Consider the following 18,733-nt stretch of genomic DNA (forward strand, 5'->3'; position numbering starts at 1 on the left):
CGTCGATGGGCGCAAATATGGGGAGAGGCTGGTGGCAGCCACGATCGACATGAATGCGATGCACGAGGCTGCGAAGAGCCGACCTTGGTGGTCGCATCTGTATGTGCAGGTGCTGGCGGCGATCGCCGGCGGCGTGCTGCTCGGCCATTTCCGGCCCGAAATCGGCGTCCAGTTCCAGCCGCTCGGCAAGGGCTTCATCGACCTCGTCAAGATGATCATCGCGCCGGTGATCTTCCTGACCGTTTCGACCGGTATCGCATCGGTGGGGAGCGGCAAGACGCTCGGCCGCCTCACGGCAAAGACCTTCGCCTATTTCCTCTTCTTCTCGACCCTCGCGCTGATCATCGGCCTGATCGTCGCCAATGTGGTCCAACCGGGGGCGGGGATGAATATCGATCCCCGGACGCTCGATCCGAACGCCGTCGCCAAGATCGCCGAATATGACGCGAAGGCGCACGACACTTCGCTCGTCGGCTTTGTCCTTGCGATCATTCCGACGACCTTCGTTTCGGCGCTGACGTCGGGGTCGATCCTGCAGGCCTTGTTCGCCGCGATCCTGTTCGGGATTGCGCTGTCGCACACGGGTGCCGCCGGAGCGCAGGTGCTCGGCATGCTCGAAAAGCTCTCGACCGTTTTCTTCCACCTCGTCGGCATGCTGATGCGCTTCGCGCCGATCGGCGCGTTCGGTGCAATGGCGTTCACGATCGGCGAATATGGTGTCGAATCGCTCGTCAATCTCGGCGCACTGATAGCGACCTTCTACCTCACGTCGATCCTGTTCGTGGTCGTCGTCCTCGGCACGATGGCGCGGATTTGCGGCTTTTCGATCTTCCGGTTGATCGCCTATCTTAAGGCCGAACTGCTGCTCGTGCTCGGAACCTCGTCGTCCGAAGCGGCGCTGCCCAGCCTGATGGAAAAGCTGGAGAAGGCGGGCTGCGCCAAGCCGGTGGTCGGCATGGTCGTGCCGACGGGATATAGCTTCAACCTCGACGGCACGAACATCTATATGACGCTCGCGGCGTTGTTCGTCGCGCAGGCGACGGGCGTCGACCTCAGCCTTGGCGACCAGGTCGCGCTGCTGCTCGTCGCGATGGTGAGCTCGAAAGGCGCGGCGGGGGTGACCGGCGCGGGGTTCATCACGCTCGCCGCGACGCTGACGGCGGTACCCACGGTGCCGGTCGCGGGGCTCGCGCTGATCCTCGGCATCGACCGCTTCATGAGCGAGTGTCGCGCGCTGACCAACTTCATCGGCAATGCGCTCGCCGCGATCGTCGTCGCGAAGTGGGAAAAGGCGCTCGATCGCGACGCACTCGACCGCGCGCTGGGCGGCCAGCCTGCACCCATCGCAGCGGCTCCGATCGAAACCGACGCAGATTGAGGCCGGCAGGCCGGCCGACCGGACAACGATAAACAAGGGGAGTGAGATCATGATTTCGACCAAAGCCCGCTGGGCACGTCACAGCAGCCGCGCCGTATTGGTCCTTGCCGGTATCGGTGCGCTGGCCGCGCCGCTTGCTGCGCAGGAAACCCCGGCGGAGGGCACCGCCGCCGCGGCGGGCGAAGACGCGATCATCGTTACCGGCAGCCGTATCGCGCGCGAAACCTATGACACGCCCGCGCCCGTAATCGGGGTGTCGGCCGAGGATCTGGTCGAGGCGGGCGACAGCGAGCTCAGCGAGACGCTCGCCGACCTGCCGCAACTATCGTCGACCACCAATGATTCGACCGTCACCGGCAACACCCAGAATTCGGGCCTCAGCTCGATCGAGCTGCGCAACCTCGGCGCGAACCGTACGCTCGTCCTCATCGACGGTCGCCGCACCGTGTCGAACTCGGGGATCATCAACCTGGTCAGCCTGTCGACGATCCCCACCGACTTCGTCGACCGGGTCGAGATCGTTACCGGTGGCACCTCGTCGGTCTATGGTTCGGATGCGGTGGCGGGCGTCGTCAACATCATCACCAAGAAGAACGAACGCGGGCTGACCTTGCGCGCACGCACCGGCATCACCTCGCGGGGCGACGGACAGGAACTCACGCTCGGCGCGACCTGGGGCACGCGCTTCGCCGACGGGCGCGGCTATTTCCTCGTGAGCGGCACCTACGACCGCGACTGGGGCATCCGCGCGACCGACCGCGAATGGGCGGTGCGGCCGGTTTCCTACGAATATGATTTCGACACCGGCCGCAACATGTTCGAAGGCGTCTATCTGAACGCCAGCGGCGTCCCGACGAGCGGATCGCAGCCCGCCTCCTCCTTCCCGCCGCTGAGCATGAGCGATCTCAGCAGCTTCATCCCCGGCGGCGTCTTTTCGGGCGGCAACTCGTCGCGCGACCGTTTCTATCGGAACGGCCAACTGGTCCCCCTCGGCCCCGACGTGCAGACCGGCGAGCCGATCGACGTGGGGACGACCGACAATGGCAACACCGGCTATTTCCTCCCGAACCGCGACGGTTACAACCAGCGCACCGGCCGCTCACTGATCCTTGCGCGCAAGCGCTATCTCGGCGCCGCCAAGCTCGATTTCGAATTTTCCGATAATCTCGAAGGCTTCGCGCAGGTTCAATATTCGCGGATCGATTCGGGCGAGACGCGCGAATCCTACGGTATCGGCTGGGATTCGACGTTCCCGATCACCGATCCCGTCACCGGGATCACGACCGAAATCGAATATGGCAAGATTCCCTGCCGCCGCGCACCCGGCCCCTGCAACCCGTTCGTCCCGCCTGAGCTGCGCGGTTCGGAAACGCCGTCGACCGGCGCCGGCATCGCCTGGGATCGCCGCTTCGACGAGGTTGGCGGCCAGATCACCGAGAACAAGCGCGAGACGATCCGCAGCTGGGCGGGGTTGCGCGGCAAGATTTCGGACAGCTGGAACTGGGAGGCCAGCGTCGGTTTCGGCCAGTATAAGCAGGACCAGTGGCGCCGCAATGAGATCAACGGGCTCAACCTGATCCAGGCGCTCAATGCCGAAACGGGGCCGAGCGGCCCGCAGTGCGTCGACGCCGATGCGCGCGCCGCGGGCTGCGTCGCGATCGACCTGTTCGGCGAGGGATCGATCACCCCCGAGATGGCAAACTGGATTCGCGCCGACCTGCATCAGGACCTGACGATCCGCCAATATACCGGACAGGCGTTCGTGACCGGCGAACTGCTCCAGCTCCCCGCGGGGCCGGTCGCCGCTGCCTTTGGCGTCGATTTCCGCAAGGACAGCCAGCAATTGCGCGGCGACCTTCTGGCGCAGACCGGCGGGACCACCGGCAATGCGATCCCCGACTTCGGCGGGTCGATCAGCGCCTATGAAGGCTATGGCGAAGTCAGCGTGCCGCTGCTCAAGGATGCGCCGGGCGCCTATCTGCTCAGCGTCGATGCCTCGGCGCGTGTCGCGCACTATGACATCGACAATGTCGGTACGGTGCTGAGCTACCGCGGCGGCATTCAATATGCGCCGATTCCCGATATCCGCTTCCGCGCCCAGTTCGCCCGCGCCCAGCGTGCGCCCGACATCGCGGAGCTCTATTCGCCGCCGCGCGGCAATTTCGAGGCCGCCGACGATCTGTGCGACGGGATAACGCCGACGACCGCCGGCCGCCTGGCCGCCAATTGCCGGCTCGATCCGGGCATTCAGGCGCTTTTCGCGCGGCAAGCCAGTCAAAATCAGGAGCAGCTCTACGAGCAGGCGGGCAACAACATCTACAGCCCCAACGGCGGCAACCTCGATCTCAAGGAGGAAACCGCCGATACGCTGACGCTCGGGGCGGTTTTCGCGCCGCGCTTCATCCCCGGGCTGTCGCTCGCGGTCGATTATTACGACATCAGCATCAAGGATGCGATCGACGCCTATTCGAACCGCGACACACAACTGCAATGCTATGACGTCGACGTTCCGGCGGCGGAGAATCCGTTCTGCGCCGATATCACCCGCAATCCCGTGAACGGCCAGATCGTCTCGCTCGTCCAGCGGCAGGCGAACCTCGCGAGCTTCGATACGACGGGGATCGACGTCGCGTTCAACTACCGCTTCCGCCTCGACGACGCGCTCGGCATCCCCGGCCGGTTCGACCTGCGCTATGACGGGACGCACGTGTTGAAGCAGAAACAGCGCTTCCAGGGTCTCGACGGCGTCGTCACCAATGATTTCGCCGGCGATCTTCAGAACGGCAGCTTCAAATATCGCGCGCGGGGTTCGCTCGCCTGGACGGTCGACAAGTTCCGCATTCGCTGGACGACGACCTATTACGGCAAGATCAACGACAGCAATCATCTGCGCGACGATTATCTCGCGCTGCTCGAAACCAATCCGAATGCCGAGGTGCCGATCTTCCTCAACATCGGCGACGTGTGGGAGCACGACCTGTTCCTGTCGTTCGACCTCGATACCGGCGGCAAGGAATTCCGTCTTTATGGCGGGGTGAACAATCTGTTCGATTCGACCAGCCCCTTCCTGCCGAGCGGGACCGAAAGCGGCCGATTGACCAACCAGAACGGCGTCTATGATATTGCCGGCCGTCGCTTCTATGTCGGCGCAACGGTGAAATTCTGATGCGAAACGCAAAACATCGAGCTTCGGGGCGTCTATCCACTGGATCCCTGAGGGCCATGTCGGGAGCGGTGCTGCTGGCGCTGGCAGGGTGCGCGCCCGGCCAGGCGGTCGCCAGTACCGCCCCGCATGGTGAGGCGGCGGCAAGCGCGCCCGCGCCGACCGCATCGTCGACCCCGCCCGCAAAGACGGCGCCGAAGACGATCCTGTTCATCGGCAACAGTTTCACGCAGGGGGCCCATTCGGCCGCCCGCAACTGGCGCGCGGGGTCGGTCACCGATCTCAACAACGCGGGCTATGGCGGCGTGCCCGCGCTGTTCAAGCTGTTCGCCGAGCAGGCGGGGCTCGACTATGACGTCAGCCTCGAAACGCAGGGCGGAAAGTCGCTGGGCTTCCACTATGACGAACGGCGCCAGCTGTTCGACCGGTCGTGGGACATCGTCGTGCTGCAGGAATTCAGCACGCTCGACCGCGCGAAGCCCGGCGACCCCACCGATTATATGCGCAACATTGACCGGCTCGCAGCGCTGTTCAAGGCGCGCAATCCTGCGGTCGATATTCGTCTTGCGGCGACATGGACGCGCGCCGACCAGACCTACAAGTCCGGGGGGCATTGGTATGGGAAACCGGTGACGGCGATGGCCGATGACCTCCGCGCCGCAGCCGACCGTGCACGATCCGCCAATCCGTCCGTGGCGGGTATCGTGCCGGTCGGCCAGGCCTGGAACCGTGCGATGACGTCGGGTGTCGCCGACCCCAATCCCTATGACGGGATCGGCTATGGTCAGCTCGATCTCTGGGCGTACGACCATTATCACGCCAGCGTCGCGGGCTATTATCTCTCGGCGCTCGTCACTTTCGGCGCGATTACCGGAATCGACCCGACGACGCTCGGAGCGAAGGAAAAGGGTGCCGACGAACTGGGATTGTCGGACGCGCAGGCGGCCGCCTTGCAGCGCGTCGCTCGGGATACGCTCGCGAACGGATCATAGGCCCTTGTCGAAATGGGGAGCCGGACAGGTAGGATGCTCGCCTGCCAATTCGTTGGCCGCAGGGAGAAACCGGAAAAACCCCTGCGTTCATCATCTCTGTCGCGTCCGATTAACACGGCTCCGCAAGTTCGCGCATTGTCCGATGCGGTCGGGACGAACCGCGCGAGGAGGGGGAAGAGTGCGCGATCCATCTCGACAGGCAGGTTAGAGCAGCGTGCATCGATCCCGGTAAGGTTCGAGATTTGACCGGCCGATTGTACCAACGGCATCGGAAGGCCGGATGGTACAGTGGCTTTCGCACCTCTCAGGTCTGCAGTCATCCGGGCCGCCCGGCTACTCCCGAGGCAACGGACGCATTCGGCGTCGTCGCAGGGAAAGGGCAAAAGCCATGAAGATCGTCGTGATCGGCGGAACCGGGCTCATTGGTTCAAAGGTCGTCAGCAAACTCAACGCACTGGGGCATCAGACGATCGCCGCCGCTCCCAATACCGGCGTCAACACGCTGACCGGCGAAGGTCTGGCCGAGGCGCTTGCCGGCGCTGACGTGGTCGTCGATCTCGCCAACTCGCCGACCTTCGACGAGGCCGCGATCGATTTCTTCAAGACGGCGGGCCGGAATGTCGCCGAGGCCGAAAAGGCCGCAGGCGTCGGCCATCATATCGCGCTGTCGGTCGTCGGCACCGAAAAAATGGGGGTCAGCCCCTATTTTCTCGCCAAGCAGGCGCAGGAAAAGCTGATCCGTGAAAGCGGAATTCCCTACACGATCATCCACGCGACGCAGTTCATGGAATTCCTCCGCGGCATCGGTCAGTCGGCGGTGGTCGGCGACGAGGTCCGCCTCTCGCATGCTTACATTCAGCCGATGGCGGCCGAGGATGTCGCCGACGCGGTGACCGCGGTTGCGGTCGCCGAACCCGCGAACCGGATCGTCGAGATCGGCGGGCCCGAGAAGTTCCACCTCGACGAAATCATCGGCAAGGTGATGGCATTCGATGGTGACAAGCGCCCGATCGTGGTCGACCCCGAGGCGCGTTATTTCGGCCTGCGGCTCGAGGATGACTCGTTGACTCCGGGCCCCGGCGCGAAGCTCGGTTCGACGCGCTTCGACTGGTGGCTCGAAAACGTCCCGCCGCCGCCGAGGAAGTAGAGGCATCAGCGATTGAAGGGGAAAGCAATATGCTCAGGACCATCTGTATCTGGACCGCCGTCATTCTGGGGATCGGCGCCGAAGCGAACGGGCTCTTCATGCTCTGGTCGCCCGGCGACTGGTATCTCGCAGTGCCGGGCGTCACCACAACGGGCCCGTTCAATCAGCATTTCATTCGCGATATCGGGCTGATCTTCCTGTTTGTGGGAACATCGCTGCTCGTCGGCGCCTTCCGCCCGCAACATCGCGTGCTGCTGTGGACGACCGCGACGTTGTGGCTATGGGGCCATGCGTTCTTCCACTTCTGGGAAGTCACGGTCGGTATCTGCGGTCCCGATGCGATCGCCCGTGATTTTCCGGCCGTCACCTTGCCCGCGATTCTCACGGGATTGTTGAGCTTCTGGGCCATCGCCGATGCGCGGCAGGAGCATTCACGCACTCTTGCCGCCCTCTAATCCCCATGAAGAACAAGGAGAAAACAATGACTCCCCGTATGAATATCTTCCAGGCCGCACCCGATGCGATGAAGGCCATGCTCGCCCTCGAGGCCACGTTCGAAAATTCGGGCCTCGACCATGGCCTCCTCGAACTGGTGAAGCTGCGCGCATCGCAGATCAACGGCTGCGCTTTCTGCATCCATATGCACGTCACCGACGCTGTGAAACATGGCGAAAGCAATATGCGGATCCACCTGCTCGACGCCTGGCGCGAATCGCCGCTCTATACCGACCGTGAACGCGCGGCGCTGAACTGGACCGAGAAGCTGACCCGGATTGGCAAGACACACGGGCCGGATGCCGATTACGAGATGCTGAAGGCGCATTTCGACGACAAGCAGGTCGCCTACCTCACCGTCGCGATCGCCGCGATCAACTTCTGGAACACCGTCCAGATCAGCCTGCGTGCCGTTCATCCCGTCGAGCAGGCAGCCGCGGCGTAACGAGCCCCCGGGTGCCGGACACCTGACCCTGCCGTCCGGCATCGACCCGCCGCCGGGACACCGCCCTCCGGTGTCCCGGCGGCCCCCAGTCAGGAGATGATCGATGAAGCTCTATTATTGTCCCTGGGCCTGCAGCCTTGCCGCCCATATCGTGCTGCACGAGGTCGGCGTCCCGTTCGGGAATGAGAGCGTCGACATCCGCACCAAGGTCACGGCGGACGGCACCGATTTCAACAAGGTCACGCCCAAGGGCTATGTCCCCGCGCTCCAGCTCGACAATGGCGAGATCGTCACCGAGAATATCGCCGTGCTCGACTATCTCGCGGGCGTCTATCCGCAGTTCGGGGTCGATGGCGCGCTTGGCCGGACCCGGCTGGTCGAGGCGCTCGCCTATATCTCGACCGAACTCCACAAGAGCTTCAAGCCCTTCTGGCATAATGGTACCGACGAGCAGAAGGCGGCCGCGAGCGCCTATATCACCGCGCGGATGCGCTATCTCGGAGACACGATCAAGGGCGACTATCTTTTCGGTGACCAGCCGACCGTCGCCGACTTCTATCTGTTCGTGAACACGCGCTGGGCCGAACGTTTCGGCGTTGAAATCCCGCCCGCGATCGCCGCGATCCACGAACGGCTGAACGCGCGTCCGGCGGTGCAGGCGACGCTGAAGGCCGAAGGTCTCGCCTGACGGCGGCGCTTCGCTTCCTCTCGTCCTCTGGTATTTTGTGCTACCGATCACCGATCAGACTGGCAACGACCGGAGATTGTGATGCCGACGCGTCCGTTCGACTTTCCCAACGCCAACGGCGATCTCCTGTCGGGGCGCCTCGAATTGCCCGTCGGATCGACGAAGGCGTGGGCACTCTTCGCGCATTGCTTCACTTGCGGAAAGGATAACAAGGCCGCGGTACGGATTTCGCGCCGCCTCGCCGGTGCGGGCATCGGCGTGCTGCGGTTCGATTTTACCGGCCTTGGCGCTAGCGAGGGCGATTTCGGGTCGTCGGGTTTCAGTCACAATGTGAAGGATCTGGTGGCCGCTGCCGATGCGATGACCGCCGCGGGCATGCCGCCGATGCTGCTCGTCGGGCACAGTCTGGGTGGCGCGGCCGTCCTCGCCGCGGCCGGGTCGCTGCCCGGCATCCACGCGGTCGCGACCATCGCCGCGCCTTTCGACGTCGAACATGTTCTGACCCAGTTCGATCCCGAAGCGCTGGCGAAGGTCGAAACCGAGGGGCGCGGGATGGTGTCGATCGGTAGCCGTCCCTTCCTCGTAGGCCGCGAGCTTGTCGTCAACCTCCGCGAGCAGGATCAGGGTGCGCGCGTCGCTGGTCTGAAACGCCCGCTGCTGTTGCTCCATTCGCCGATCGATCAGGTGGTCGGCATCGAGAATGTGACGAGCCTCTATCTTGCGGCCAGGCATCCCAAGAGCTTCGTGTCGCTCGACGGCGCTGACCATCTGCTGAGCAATGCGCGCGACGCGGACTTCGCGGCCGACATGATTTCGGCCTGGGCCGGTCGCTATTTGCCCGCGATGCCGCCGACGGCGGAAAGCCGCTTCGATGCCGAGGCGGAAGAGACACGGCTCGGCAAGTTCCAGCTGGCGATGCGCGCGGGCAAAGCCGCCTTTATCGCCGACGAACCCGAAAGCGTCGGTGGCCTGGGGTCGGGACCGACCCCCTTCAACCTCCTTTCGTCCGCGCTCGCCGCGTGCACGACGATGACGCTGCGTCTCTATGCCGACCGCAAGGGCTGGCCCGTCGATCGCATCCGTACCGGCGTGACGCACCGGAAGGAGAAGGATCAGGAAAAACCGGACATTTTCAGCCGCCGCGTCGAGATCGAGGGCGATCTGGATGAGGCGCAGCACGCCGAACTGATCGGCGTTGCGGATCGTTGCCCGGTGCATCGTACGCTCGAAACCGGCTCACGCTTCGAGCCCACCGAGGCCGGGTGGACGACGGGAGAAGAATAACTCCGCTTAGTGCAGGGCGATTGTCGCTTCTCGGTCCTGCCGCTCCTTTTCGGGGCGGGATAGGACAGGTCAACAGTCGAATTGCAGAGAGGAGCGCCATGAAGATCACCGTCATCGGGGGCACCGGACTCATCGGGCGCCGGCTCGCCGCGCATCTGCGCGATGCGGGGCACGAGGTCTTCGCGGCGGCGCGCTCGACCGGTGTGAACACGATCAGCGGCGAAGGGCTGGCGGCGGCGCTGGAGGGGGTGGAGGTGGTCGTCGATGCCTCCAATTCGGGCTATGGCGATGCTGCCGATATGCAACGCTTCTTCGCCATGTCGACCGCAAATCTCCTTACTGCGGCGCGTGCGGCGTCGGTCGGTCATTTCATTGCCCTGTCGGCGGTCGGCGCCGATACGCTGAAGGACGGCTATTTCCGGGCCAAGCGCGGCCAGGAAGAACGGATATGCGATGCGGGTATACCCTTCACCATCGTCCGCTCGACCCCCTTTTTCGAGTTCATCTACAAGATCGTCGATGCCGGCGGCGATGGCGACCGGATGCGGCTGGCACCCGTCACCATGCAGCCGATCGCGGCGGACGATGTGGTCAAGACGCTGGCCGGTTTCGTGACCCGCGAACCGGCGAACGACATCGTCGAGATTGCCGGACCCGATATATTCGGACTTGCGGACCTCGCGCTCGAAATCCTGACCGCGAACGAGGATCCGCGCTGGATATCGGTCGATCCCGACGCGCACTATTTCGGGGCGAGTTTCGACGGCGAGCCGCTTACCTGTAGCCGTCCGCAAGCCGCACCGACGCGGTTCGAGGACTGGCTGCGTGACTGGATCGCGTTCGCCTGACCGATCAGCCGACGCGGTTGATTCGCACAATCGTGTTCTCGTCGACCATATTGTCGAACCAGGTGATCAGGACCGAACGCAGCAGCACCTCGTTCGATGCCTCCGCGAACAGCGTGAGGGATGCGTGGAGTTTGGCCGCATCGACATCGCCGAACATCTCGCGCGCGGTCGTCCGGACGAGGCGGAAGAGCGTTTCCACGCATTCGCGGTACCGGTTTCCGAGAAGCGGAAAATCCAGATAGGCGCGGGCCTCGTCCAGCGAGGACAGGGCGTAGATGCTGCCATCGCCTGCATCCGCTCCCAGACGCGGAAAGATGAAATCCATATAGGGCGTGCACATCGCGCCGCGGCGGAGGATGTCGATCGCGTCGTCATAGGCATCGGCCTGCGCGGCGATGAAACGCTCGAGATTATATTCGTCAACCATGGCGGCGATCAACCGGCGACGACGTCGGAAAATTCGGGATGCCGACCGAAAAAATTGACCATGAACTGGCAGCGCAGCACGGCCTTGCGTCCCGCCTGCCGCATCAGATGGACGGCGCCTTCGGCGAGCTGCGAGGCGATGCCCATGCCCCAGAATTCGGACGGTACCTCTGTGTGGATCAATACCAGCCGGCCTTCGTCATCGATCCTGTAAAAGGCCGACGCGGTCGAGCCATCGGGCAGATCGAGCTCGAAACAGCGCTTTTCGACATTGTCGACGACTTCGGCGTCCATGGCAGCTTGCCCTTGCTTGAGGAAGACATGGACAGCCTAGGCCTGCCGCAGCACCGCGACAGACCCAAGGGCTGGCGATATGATTGTACTATCGCCTATCCCGTCTGCGACAAGATGGCGGCGGATCCGGTACAGCCCCAATATTTGGCGAGGGCTGCAAGCTCTTCCCTGGCACGCCGCATGGCAGCCGCCCGTTCGACCTCATGCGCGAATTGCAGTGGTTGCGCATCGACGAAGGCCGGGTCGGCCACTCCGATGAAGCCGAACGCAGCGCGCAGGGCGGGCGTCAGCGCGTCCATCGCCGAAAACGGCGTTCCGGCCCTGAGGTCGACGCCGCGCGTGGTGATGAAAAGCACCCTCTTGTCACCGAGCCTGCCGACATATCGCCCGTCATCGGTCGCGACATAGGTGAGTCCGCCGCGAACGATAGTATCGACGAACAGCTTGAAGGCCGCCGGCATCGTCCAGTTATGCATGGGCATGGCAAACAGCAGCGCGTCGGCACCCAGCAGCCGCGCGCACAGCGCGTCGGACACTGCGAGAGTCTCCCGCATTTCGCGGGTGCGATCGTCGGTAGGCGTATAGGTTGCGCTGGCGAACAGTCCGGTAATCGGCGGCAGCGCTTCGGCTGCAAGATCGAGATAGTCGACCGACAGCGACGGATCATGCGTGCGTAGCTGGTCGACGAAAAAGCGCGACAAGGCGCGCGAGCCGGAGTGGGCGCTCTTGGGGCTGGAATCGACGTGCAACAGTTTCATCCGGGTCTTCCCTAGGCTGCCTGCGCCGGCAGCGGGCGGACCGCACCCTCGTCGATCAGCGCGGCCAGCGCATCGCAGGCCTTGTCGAGTATCGGCGCACGCAAATTCGTGACGCACAGCACCAGACCGGGTTGCGCATCCTCGGGCTTGGCGTACCAGATCGAGAGCGGCGCCGGTGCGATGCCGAGTTCGGGCGCCCGGCGCACCAGCGCGATATCGTCATATCCGCGCGGCAGGTGTGCGATCACGGCGAGCCCCGCGAAGGCATCGACCGCGATCCTGCGATCGAGCCGCGCGTGCAGCGCATCGCGGCGTTCGCGGTAAAGGCTCTTCATGTGGCGCAGGTGCCGCAGGAAATGGCCGTCGGCGAGGAAGCCTGTCAGTGCGAGCTGCGTGGTCACATTCGGCGCGGGATTGAGATAGCCCGCGACCTCGCCGAAGCGCGCGGCGATCTCGACCGGCGCAACGACGAAGCCGAGGCCGAGCGAGGGGCTGATCGTCTTGCCGAAGGTGCCGATATGGATCACGCGGCCCGCAGGATCCTGCGCAGCCAAGGCCGGTGCGGCGCGGCCACCCAGCTGCAATTCGCTGAGATAGTCATCCTCGACGATCCACGCGCCTTCGCGTTTCGCCCAAGCGAGCAGCGCCGCGCGGCGTTCGGCCGAAAGGGTGACGCCGGTCGGCGCCTGCTGGCCGGGTGTGACGATGGCGAGCGCGGCATCGGGCGCGGCGCGCACGCCCATGTCGACGCGTATGCCCTTGGCGTCCACGGGAACCGGCACCGCCTTCACGCCGCCGATCGCCAATCCCATACGGTTGACGGGGTAACAGGGATCCTCGACCCATGCGGTGCGGCCCTGCACGCCGAGGGCCAGCAGCGTGAGACACAGTCCGTTCTTGTACCCGCTCGTCAGGATGATCTGATCGGGATGGCAGCAGATGCCGCGGGTGATAGCGAGCTGCGCGGCGATCTGCCCGCGCAATTCGGGCTCGCCGCGCGGATCGGGCGGACCGACGGGGGCCATCGCATTGGCGCGCACGGCGCGGGTGCGAAGCCGCGCCCACAGCTTGGCGGGGAAGGCGTCCTGCGCCGGAACGCCCATCTGGAAGGGCAGTGGGCGAAGCGAAAAACCGCGCTCCATATCCTGCAGCGGTCGCGGGATATCGACCTGCTGCGCTTCGACCGGGCGGGGGGCGCGACGTTCGGCGACCCGGGTTCCCGCAGCGCCGGCCGAAAAGACAAGGAACTCGTCGGCCAGCGCCTCATATGCGGCCTTCACGGTTCCGCGCGCCACGCCGAGCTGCGCCGCTAGGTCGAGCCACGATGGCAATCGCGTGCCCGGCCGGAGCCGGCCCTCGACGATCGCCGCGCGCAGCGTCGCGGTGATCTGGGCGGTAATCGGTGTCGCATGCGAACGATCGATCGCAAAGGTGACACATCCGGGGTCCCATGGTGCAGTCATCTCGTCACCTCATGGTACTGTAAAAGCATTTCCGATGACGCCGAGGCTATGCCGCACGCGCCGCTTCTGTCGAGACGGGGGCGACCTATGCCAAGGTTCAGGATGCTTTGCCTCGTCGGGTAGGTCGGGCGCCCTCCACCGCGGCGCCCCGGCTGGTGGACCGGCGATTTGGTACAGGCGGCTTGTCAGCTCTCGCGCCTGACCCCTGACAGCAGGCGCCCTTATCCTGAGCAGACTGTCGGGCCGTCCATGGCCCATGAGGAGGGTTTGAACATGGACGGCCAGACTGCCGTAAGCCGCGAGAAGATTCTGCACGCACTGTACGAAGCGGCCGAACTCGAACAAAATCTGATGTGCGCCTATCTGTACGCCGCCTTCAGCCTGAAGGACGGCGAAGCCGAAGGGCTGGGTGCGGCCGAAGCAGAAGCTGTCGCGCGCTGGCGCCGTACAATCCTCGACGTCGCGATCGGCGAGATGAGCCATCTCGTCGCGGTATGGAACATCACTGCGGCGCTCGGCGGCGCCCCGCGCTTCGGACGCGCCAATTTTCCACTCGATCCGGGCTACCTGCCGGCTAACATCAACGTGAAGCTCGCGCCCTTCGGCCCGGACGTTATCCAGCATTTCATCTATCTCGAACGTCCGGAGGATTCGGGCGAGCCCGACGGTGCGGCGTTTCTGGTCACGAACGGCGCAACCCGCACGGTCGTTTCGCCGCAGCTCACGCCGGCGAGCGGCGACTATGCCACGATCGGAATCTTCTATCAGCGGATCGAAGCGGAACTGCGCGCACTTGTCGACGCGATCGGCGAGGTGGCGGTGTTTTGCGGCGATCCGGCGCTGCAATTGTCGAGCGCCGAGGTGGATTTCGAGGGCGCCAGGCCCGTCGCGGACCTGGATAGCGCGCTCGCGGCGCTTGCCGAGATCATCGAAGAGGGCGAGGGTGCGCCGAAGCACCGCGACGGATCGCATTTCCAGCGTTTCGTAACGATACGTTCGGAACTGGAGGGGCTTGGCTCGGCCAATCCCGATTTCATTCCGGCGCATCCCGCCGCGACCAATCCCGTTCTGCGCAAGCCCCCGCGACCCGAAGGTCACGTCTGGATAGGGCATGTCGATGCGGTTGCGACGGTCGATCTTGCGAATGCCATCTATGCGCTGGCGCTGCGATTGCTGGCCGGCGCCTATGCCGTGCCCCGACCGGATCCCGACAAGAGCCTCTATGTCGGCTGCGCGATCGGGCTCATGCACGCCTTGACGGCGGTCGCCGAACGGGCGGCGCGCCTGCCCGCCGGACTTTCGAATCCGGGGTGCAATGCCGGGATATCCTTCACTGCGCTGCGCGACGCCGCGGCGCTCCCGCCGGGAGAAAGCGCCCGGCATGTCTATGTGGAACGCGCGGAAGAACTGGCGGCGGTCGCCCGGGATATGGATGCCTCCGATCCCCGCTGTGCCCGCGCTGCCCGGATTCTGGAAAAGCAGGTCGCGCGGTTGCGCGATGCGCCGATCGGTCCGGCCGCCCCGGTGGCCGCGTCCGCCGTCGTTGTGCAACCGTCCGCGGGCCTGCCGCAGACGACAACCGTCGACGGCGTCGACCGCATCGAGGGCAGGGACATCATCGTGATGTTCGACGGCAAACGCTGTATCCACGCGCGGTTCTGCGTGACGCAGGATCCCGCCACCTTCCTTGCCGATGTCGACGGCCCGTGGATCATCCCCGACGCGACCGGGATCGATTATCTTTGCGGGACGATCCGCCAATGCCCTTCCGGCGCGCTGACCTATCAACGCCGTGATGGAGAGCCCGAGCCGGTGCCGCCGGTCAATCTGATCACGCTGCGCGAAAACGGTCCCTATGCGGTCCGTGCCGATCTGTCGCTCGATGGTAAAAAGGCCGGTTTCCGTGCGACGCTCTGTCGCTGCGGCGCATCGAGACGAAAGCCCTTCTGCGACAAATCGCACAAATATATCGGTTTCGAAGCAACGGGCGAACCCGAGAGCCGCAAGACAGCGAGGCTGGCCGTGCGCGATGGCCCTCTTGCCGTCGAACCAGAACTCGACGGGCCGCTTGAGGTCCGCGGGAACCTGGAAATCCTCAGCGGAACGGGCCGGACGATCGCCTGCGCGGAGACCGCGCGTCTTTGCCGCTGCGGCGCGTCGAAGACCAAGCCTTTCTGCGATAATTCGCATCGCAGGATCGGTTTCCGTAGCGCATGACCGCGTCAGTCCTTCACGACATGTGCCGACAGTGCCGCGGCAACGAAATCGATGAAGAGGCGAACGCGCAGCGGCGGAAAACGCCCGAAGGCGTGCAATGCCAGCGCGGGAACGCGCGACAGCGGGTGCTGCGGCAGCACCTCGACGAGACGACCGGATTCCAGGTCACCCGCGACCGCGACGCGCAACAATTGGGCAATGCCCAAGCCGTTGAGCGCCGCGATGCGCATCGCCTGTCCCGAATCGGAATCGAAGACGCCCGGCGGCGACAGGCTTTCTCCGTCCGCGAAACCGATGGGGTAGACCCGGGCGCCGAGAAGGTAACGGACATGTGCCGCCTGCATCAGCGCATCGACCGACTGCGGATGGCCAGCCTGCTCGAGATAGGCGGGCGAAGCAACGAGTGCGAGCGGCAGTTTGCCGAGCGGGCGCATGATCCAGTCGCCATCGACCACGCTGCCTATACGCAGCGCGACGTCGAAGCCTTCCCGAACCAGATCGACGTGGCGGTCCGAAACGCTGATCCCGAGCCGGATATCGGGATAGTGCGATACGAAATCGCTGGTCAGTGCGTCGACCAACACCGGTGCGAGAATGTCCGGAATGCTGACACGCAGCACACCGCTCGCGCGGCCCGCCCCGTCGAGCACCTCGTCGGCATCGTCGAGCGCACGAAGCAGCGGCGCGACCCGCTCGTAATAGGCGGTTCCGTCAACGGTAAGCGACAACGAGCGCGTTGTCCGCAAGAACAGTTTGACGCCGAGCCGCCGTTCGAGCCGCTCGACGTTCTTCGATACCGCGGAAGGGGTCGTTCCGGCCAGCCGCGCGGCGGCGCTGAACGAGCCCGCCTCGACGGTCCGGACAAAGGCGAGCAGGCCGGTGGTTCGTTCGTATCCTGTCCTCATTCGATAGTTTTTGGCAAAGATGATGTGACAAAGTCCAGTCTTATAAGATCATTGGGAACATCCATATCGATCCTTCCACTGAATAAGGAAGGTGATTTATGAAGAATCTCAAAGGAAAGGTCGCCGTGATCACCGGCGGCAACAGCGGTATCGGCCTCGCCGCCGCGAAACTTTTTGCCGCCGAGGGCGCGCAGGTGGTGATCACCGGCCGCCGCCAGCAGGTTGTCGACGACGCGGTGCGCGAAATCGGCCCTGCGGCATTTGGCGTCCGGGGCGACGTCGCCGATCCCGATCACCATAGTCATGTCGCCGAAATCGTCCGCGACCGCTTTGGCCACGCTGACATCTATATGGCGAACGCCGGCGTCAATACGATCACGCCGTCGCAGGACGTTTCCGAGGACGAATATGACGCGCAGTTTGCGATCAATGCGCGCGGCACCTTTTTCGGGGTGCAGAAGATCGCGCCGTTACTGCGCGACGGTGGCTCGATCATCCTCGTCGGTTCGCTGGCGAGCGACAAGGTGCTCGACGGCCATGCGGTCTATGCGGGCACGAAAGCCGCAATCAACGCCTTTGCGCGTAGCTGGGCGCTCGAATTCAAGGCGCGCGGCATCCGGGTCAACATGCTGAGCCCCGGGCCCACCGAAACTGCGATCCTCGAAAAACTCGGCGTGGCGCCCGAAGATCGCGGCGCATTCATCGACATGATGTCGGGCGCAATCCCCCTCGGACGTCTCGGGCGACCCGACGAACTGGCCAGCGCCGCGCTGTTCCTCGCATCGGACGCCAGCAGCTTCATCACCGGCATCAACCTGCGTGTCGATGGCGGCATGGCGCTGCTTTGAAAGCGAAAAATTCCACAGCAAAGGACCATACGAATGACCAGACAATCCATTGATCCCGCAATCGGCCAGCTGATTTCAGACGTCGTGAACAAGGGCAGTGCCTATGACCTCGACGCCATGGACAAGCTCTATACCTCCGATGAATCCTACCTGATCCTTGGCGGCGACGGGCAGGTTACGCGTGTCGGCCGCGGCGAGATGATGGCCGAATTCCGGGCCCGCCGTGACGAAGGTGACGCGCCGCTTTCGACCGAGCATCGAATTCTCCACGTCGAACAACAGGGCAATCACGCCACCGCCATCCTGTATCGCCGCATGAGCCCCGAACATCCGGCGGCCATGTACGAACTCCGGCTTCGCAACGAGACGGGACGCTGGCAGGTTGCGGGCGAAACCGTGACGCCATGGCCCGGCGGCATCGACGGCTCGGTCCTGCCACCGCGCCGCCGTGCCGCTTGACCGGACGCGGAGAGAGCCGGGATCGACCATAACGGGGAGCGGGACGTTCGTTACCGCTCCCCCAAATGGGGGTGGTGAAGTATCGTCGCCGCGCCCTAGTGGCGAGCAGATGCAATATGGCATCGAAATCGACCGCGCCTGGCCGTCCGATCGGGGAAGCGGTGGCATCTGCGATGCCGATGGGATAATATCGTGCGCAAGGGGCGATGATCATGGCCAATGATTATGAACCGCCGCTGGTCCTCGTCGTTGACGACGATGACGAGGTGCGCACAGCGATCAGCGAATTGATGCTGTCGGTCGGCATCGAGGCGACCTGCTTCGGTTCGACGCGCGAATTGCTTGAATCTCCGCTGCTGGAACGTGCGAACTGCCTCGTTCTCGATGTGCGTATGCCCGGATCGAGCGGGCTCGATCTGCAACAGCATCTGGCGGCTGCCGGTGTCGTGACTCCCGTCGTTTTCCTGACCGGTCATGGCGACATTCCGATGTCGGTCCAGGCAATGAAGGCCGGAGCGGTCGATTTCCTGACCAAGCCGGTTCGCGACCAGACGTTGCTCGATGCCGTCGTCGCGGGAATCGAGCGCGACGTTGCCGAGCGTGCAAATGCCAAGGTCGTTCAACAACATGTCGAACGTTTCGGGACGCTTACGCCGCGAGAAAGTCAGGTCATGCGGGAAGTCGCGCGCGGGCGGCTCAACAAGCAGATCGCCTACGACCTTGGTATTTCCGAAATTACGGTGAAGTTGCATCGCAGCAACGTGATGAGGAAAATGCAGGCGGCAACGGTGGGAGAACTGATCCGGGCATGGGAAAAACTGCCGGTTTCGATCCGCGAAACCGAGAGGTCCTAGACTTTGGTATGGTTACAAAGCCTTACAAGCTGCGCAACTATGAGGTCGTTGGCCGCTCCGGTCGTGTTG

General features: G+C 64.2%; 18 protein-coding genes. 13 read left to right on the forward strand and 5 right to left on the reverse strand.

The window, feature by feature from the left end:
• Positions 1–49: 49 nt before the first annotated feature.
• The 9 genes from JHC57_RS03135 (at position 50) to JHC57_RS03175 (ending at position 10,440) form a co-directional block, all read left to right on the forward strand.
• Entirely contained in the window at positions 50–1,378 is a 1,329-nt protein-coding gene (locus JHC57_RS03135; protein WP_294028664.1) for a dicarboxylate/amino acid:cation symporter, read from the forward strand.
• 49 nt (positions 1,379–1,427) lie between these two features.
• On the forward strand, positions 1,428–4,544 hold the full coding sequence (locus tag JHC57_RS03140) for a TonB-dependent receptor (RefSeq protein WP_294028584.1): 3,117 nt from the start codon (positions 1,428–1,430) through the stop codon (positions 4,542–4,544).
• A 56-nt stretch (positions 4,545–4,600) separates the two neighbouring features.
• Positions 4,601–5,533, forward strand: coding sequence for a DUF4886 domain-containing protein (locus tag JHC57_RS03145; protein WP_294028586.1), 933 nt, complete (start codon positions 4,601–4,603; stop codon positions 5,531–5,533).
• Positions 5,534–5,921: 388 nt separating this feature from the next.
• Entirely contained in the window at positions 5,922–6,680 is a 759-nt protein-coding gene (locus tag JHC57_RS03150) for an SDR family oxidoreductase (RefSeq protein ID WP_294028588.1), read from the forward strand.
• 29 nt (positions 6,681–6,709) lie between these two features.
• The gene (locus tag JHC57_RS03155) at positions 6,710–7,135 is read left to right on the forward strand and encodes a hypothetical protein (RefSeq protein ID WP_294028589.1); all 426 of its coding nucleotides are present in this window, start codon (positions 6,710–6,712) and stop codon (positions 7,133–7,135) included.
• A gap of 26 nt (positions 7,136–7,161) precedes the next feature.
• The gene (locus JHC57_RS03160; RefSeq protein WP_294028591.1) at positions 7,162–7,620 is read left to right on the forward strand and encodes a carboxymuconolactone decarboxylase family protein; all 459 of its coding nucleotides are present in this window, start codon (positions 7,162–7,164) and stop codon (positions 7,618–7,620) included.
• Positions 7,621–7,723: 103 nt separating this feature from the next.
• Positions 7,724–8,308 (forward strand): glutathione S-transferase C-terminal domain-containing protein, encoded by a 585-nt coding sequence (locus JHC57_RS03165; protein ID WP_294028593.1) that lies wholly within the window; start codon positions 7,724–7,726, stop codon positions 8,306–8,308.
• Between the two features lie 81 nt (positions 8,309–8,389).
• A complete protein-coding gene (locus tag JHC57_RS03170; RefSeq protein WP_294028595.1) occupies positions 8,390–9,592 on the forward strand; it encodes a bifunctional alpha/beta hydrolase/OsmC family protein in 1,203 nt (400 codons plus the stop codon).
• Positions 9,593–9,690: 98 nt separating this feature from the next.
• Positions 9,691–10,440 carry an SDR family oxidoreductase gene (locus tag JHC57_RS03175; protein ID WP_294028597.1) on the forward strand — a complete coding sequence of 250 codons (750 nt, stop codon included), beginning with the start codon at positions 9,691–9,693 and terminating at the stop codon, positions 10,438–10,440.
• 4 nt (positions 10,441–10,444) lie between these two features.
• On the opposite strand, the gene JHC57_RS03180 is transcribed toward JHC57_RS03175, so the two are convergent.
• The 4 genes from JHC57_RS03180 to JHC57_RS03195 form a co-directional block, all read right to left on the reverse strand.
• Positions 10,445–10,867, reverse strand: a complete 423-nt coding sequence (locus JHC57_RS03180) for a DUF1810 family protein (RefSeq protein WP_294028599.1) — start codon at positions 10,865–10,867, stop codon at positions 10,445–10,447.
• 8 nt (positions 10,868–10,875) lie between these two features.
• Positions 10,876–11,160 carry a GNAT family N-acetyltransferase gene (locus JHC57_RS03185; RefSeq protein ID WP_294028600.1) on the reverse strand — a complete coding sequence of 95 codons (285 nt, stop codon included), beginning with the start codon at positions 11,158–11,160 and terminating at the stop codon, positions 10,876–10,878.
• 95 nt (positions 11,161–11,255) lie between these two features.
• On the reverse strand, positions 11,256–11,918 hold the full coding sequence (locus JHC57_RS03190; protein ID WP_294028601.1) for an NAD(P)H-dependent oxidoreductase: 663 nt from the start codon (positions 11,916–11,918) through the stop codon (positions 11,256–11,258).
• Between the two features lie 11 nt (positions 11,919–11,929).
• On the reverse strand, positions 11,930–13,381 hold the full coding sequence (locus JHC57_RS03195; protein ID WP_294028603.1) for a PLP-dependent aminotransferase family protein: 1,452 nt from the start codon (positions 13,379–13,381) through the stop codon (positions 11,930–11,932).
• Positions 13,382–13,654: 273 nt separating this feature from the next.
• On the opposite strand from JHC57_RS03195, the gene JHC57_RS03200 reads away from it, so the two are divergent.
• A complete protein-coding gene (locus tag JHC57_RS03200) occupies positions 13,655–15,598 on the forward strand; it encodes a ferritin-like domain-containing protein (RefSeq protein ID WP_294028605.1) in 1,944 nt (647 codons plus the stop codon).
• A gap of 5 nt (positions 15,599–15,603) precedes the next feature.
• On the opposite strand, the gene JHC57_RS03205 is transcribed toward JHC57_RS03200, so the two are convergent.
• Positions 15,604–16,503, reverse strand: a complete 900-nt coding sequence (locus JHC57_RS03205; RefSeq protein ID WP_294028607.1) for a LysR family transcriptional regulator — start codon at positions 16,501–16,503, stop codon at positions 15,604–15,606.
• A gap of 98 nt (positions 16,504–16,601) precedes the next feature.
• Between JHC57_RS03205 and JHC57_RS03210 the strand changes: the two genes are divergently transcribed.
• From JHC57_RS03210 to JHC57_RS03220, 3 genes are all read left to right on the forward strand, one after another.
• The gene (locus JHC57_RS03210) at positions 16,602–17,351 is read left to right on the forward strand and encodes a glucose 1-dehydrogenase (protein ID WP_294028609.1); all 750 of its coding nucleotides are present in this window, start codon (positions 16,602–16,604) and stop codon (positions 17,349–17,351) included.
• Positions 17,352–17,384: 33 nt separating this feature from the next.
• Positions 17,385–17,810: a hypothetical protein gene (locus JHC57_RS03215; RefSeq protein ID WP_294028610.1), complete on the forward strand. Its 426-nt coding sequence runs from the start codon at positions 17,385–17,387 to the stop codon at positions 17,808–17,810.
• 206 nt (positions 17,811–18,016) lie between these two features.
• Positions 18,017–18,664 (forward strand): response regulator transcription factor, encoded by a 648-nt coding sequence (locus JHC57_RS03220; RefSeq protein WP_294028612.1) that lies wholly within the window; start codon positions 18,017–18,019, stop codon positions 18,662–18,664.
• Positions 18,665–18,733 lie beyond the last annotated feature (69 nt).

The sequence above is a fragment of the Sphingopyxis sp. genome (assembly GCF_016463645.1).
Lineage (GTDB): Bacteria > Pseudomonadota > Alphaproteobacteria > Sphingomonadales > Sphingomonadaceae > Sphingopyxis.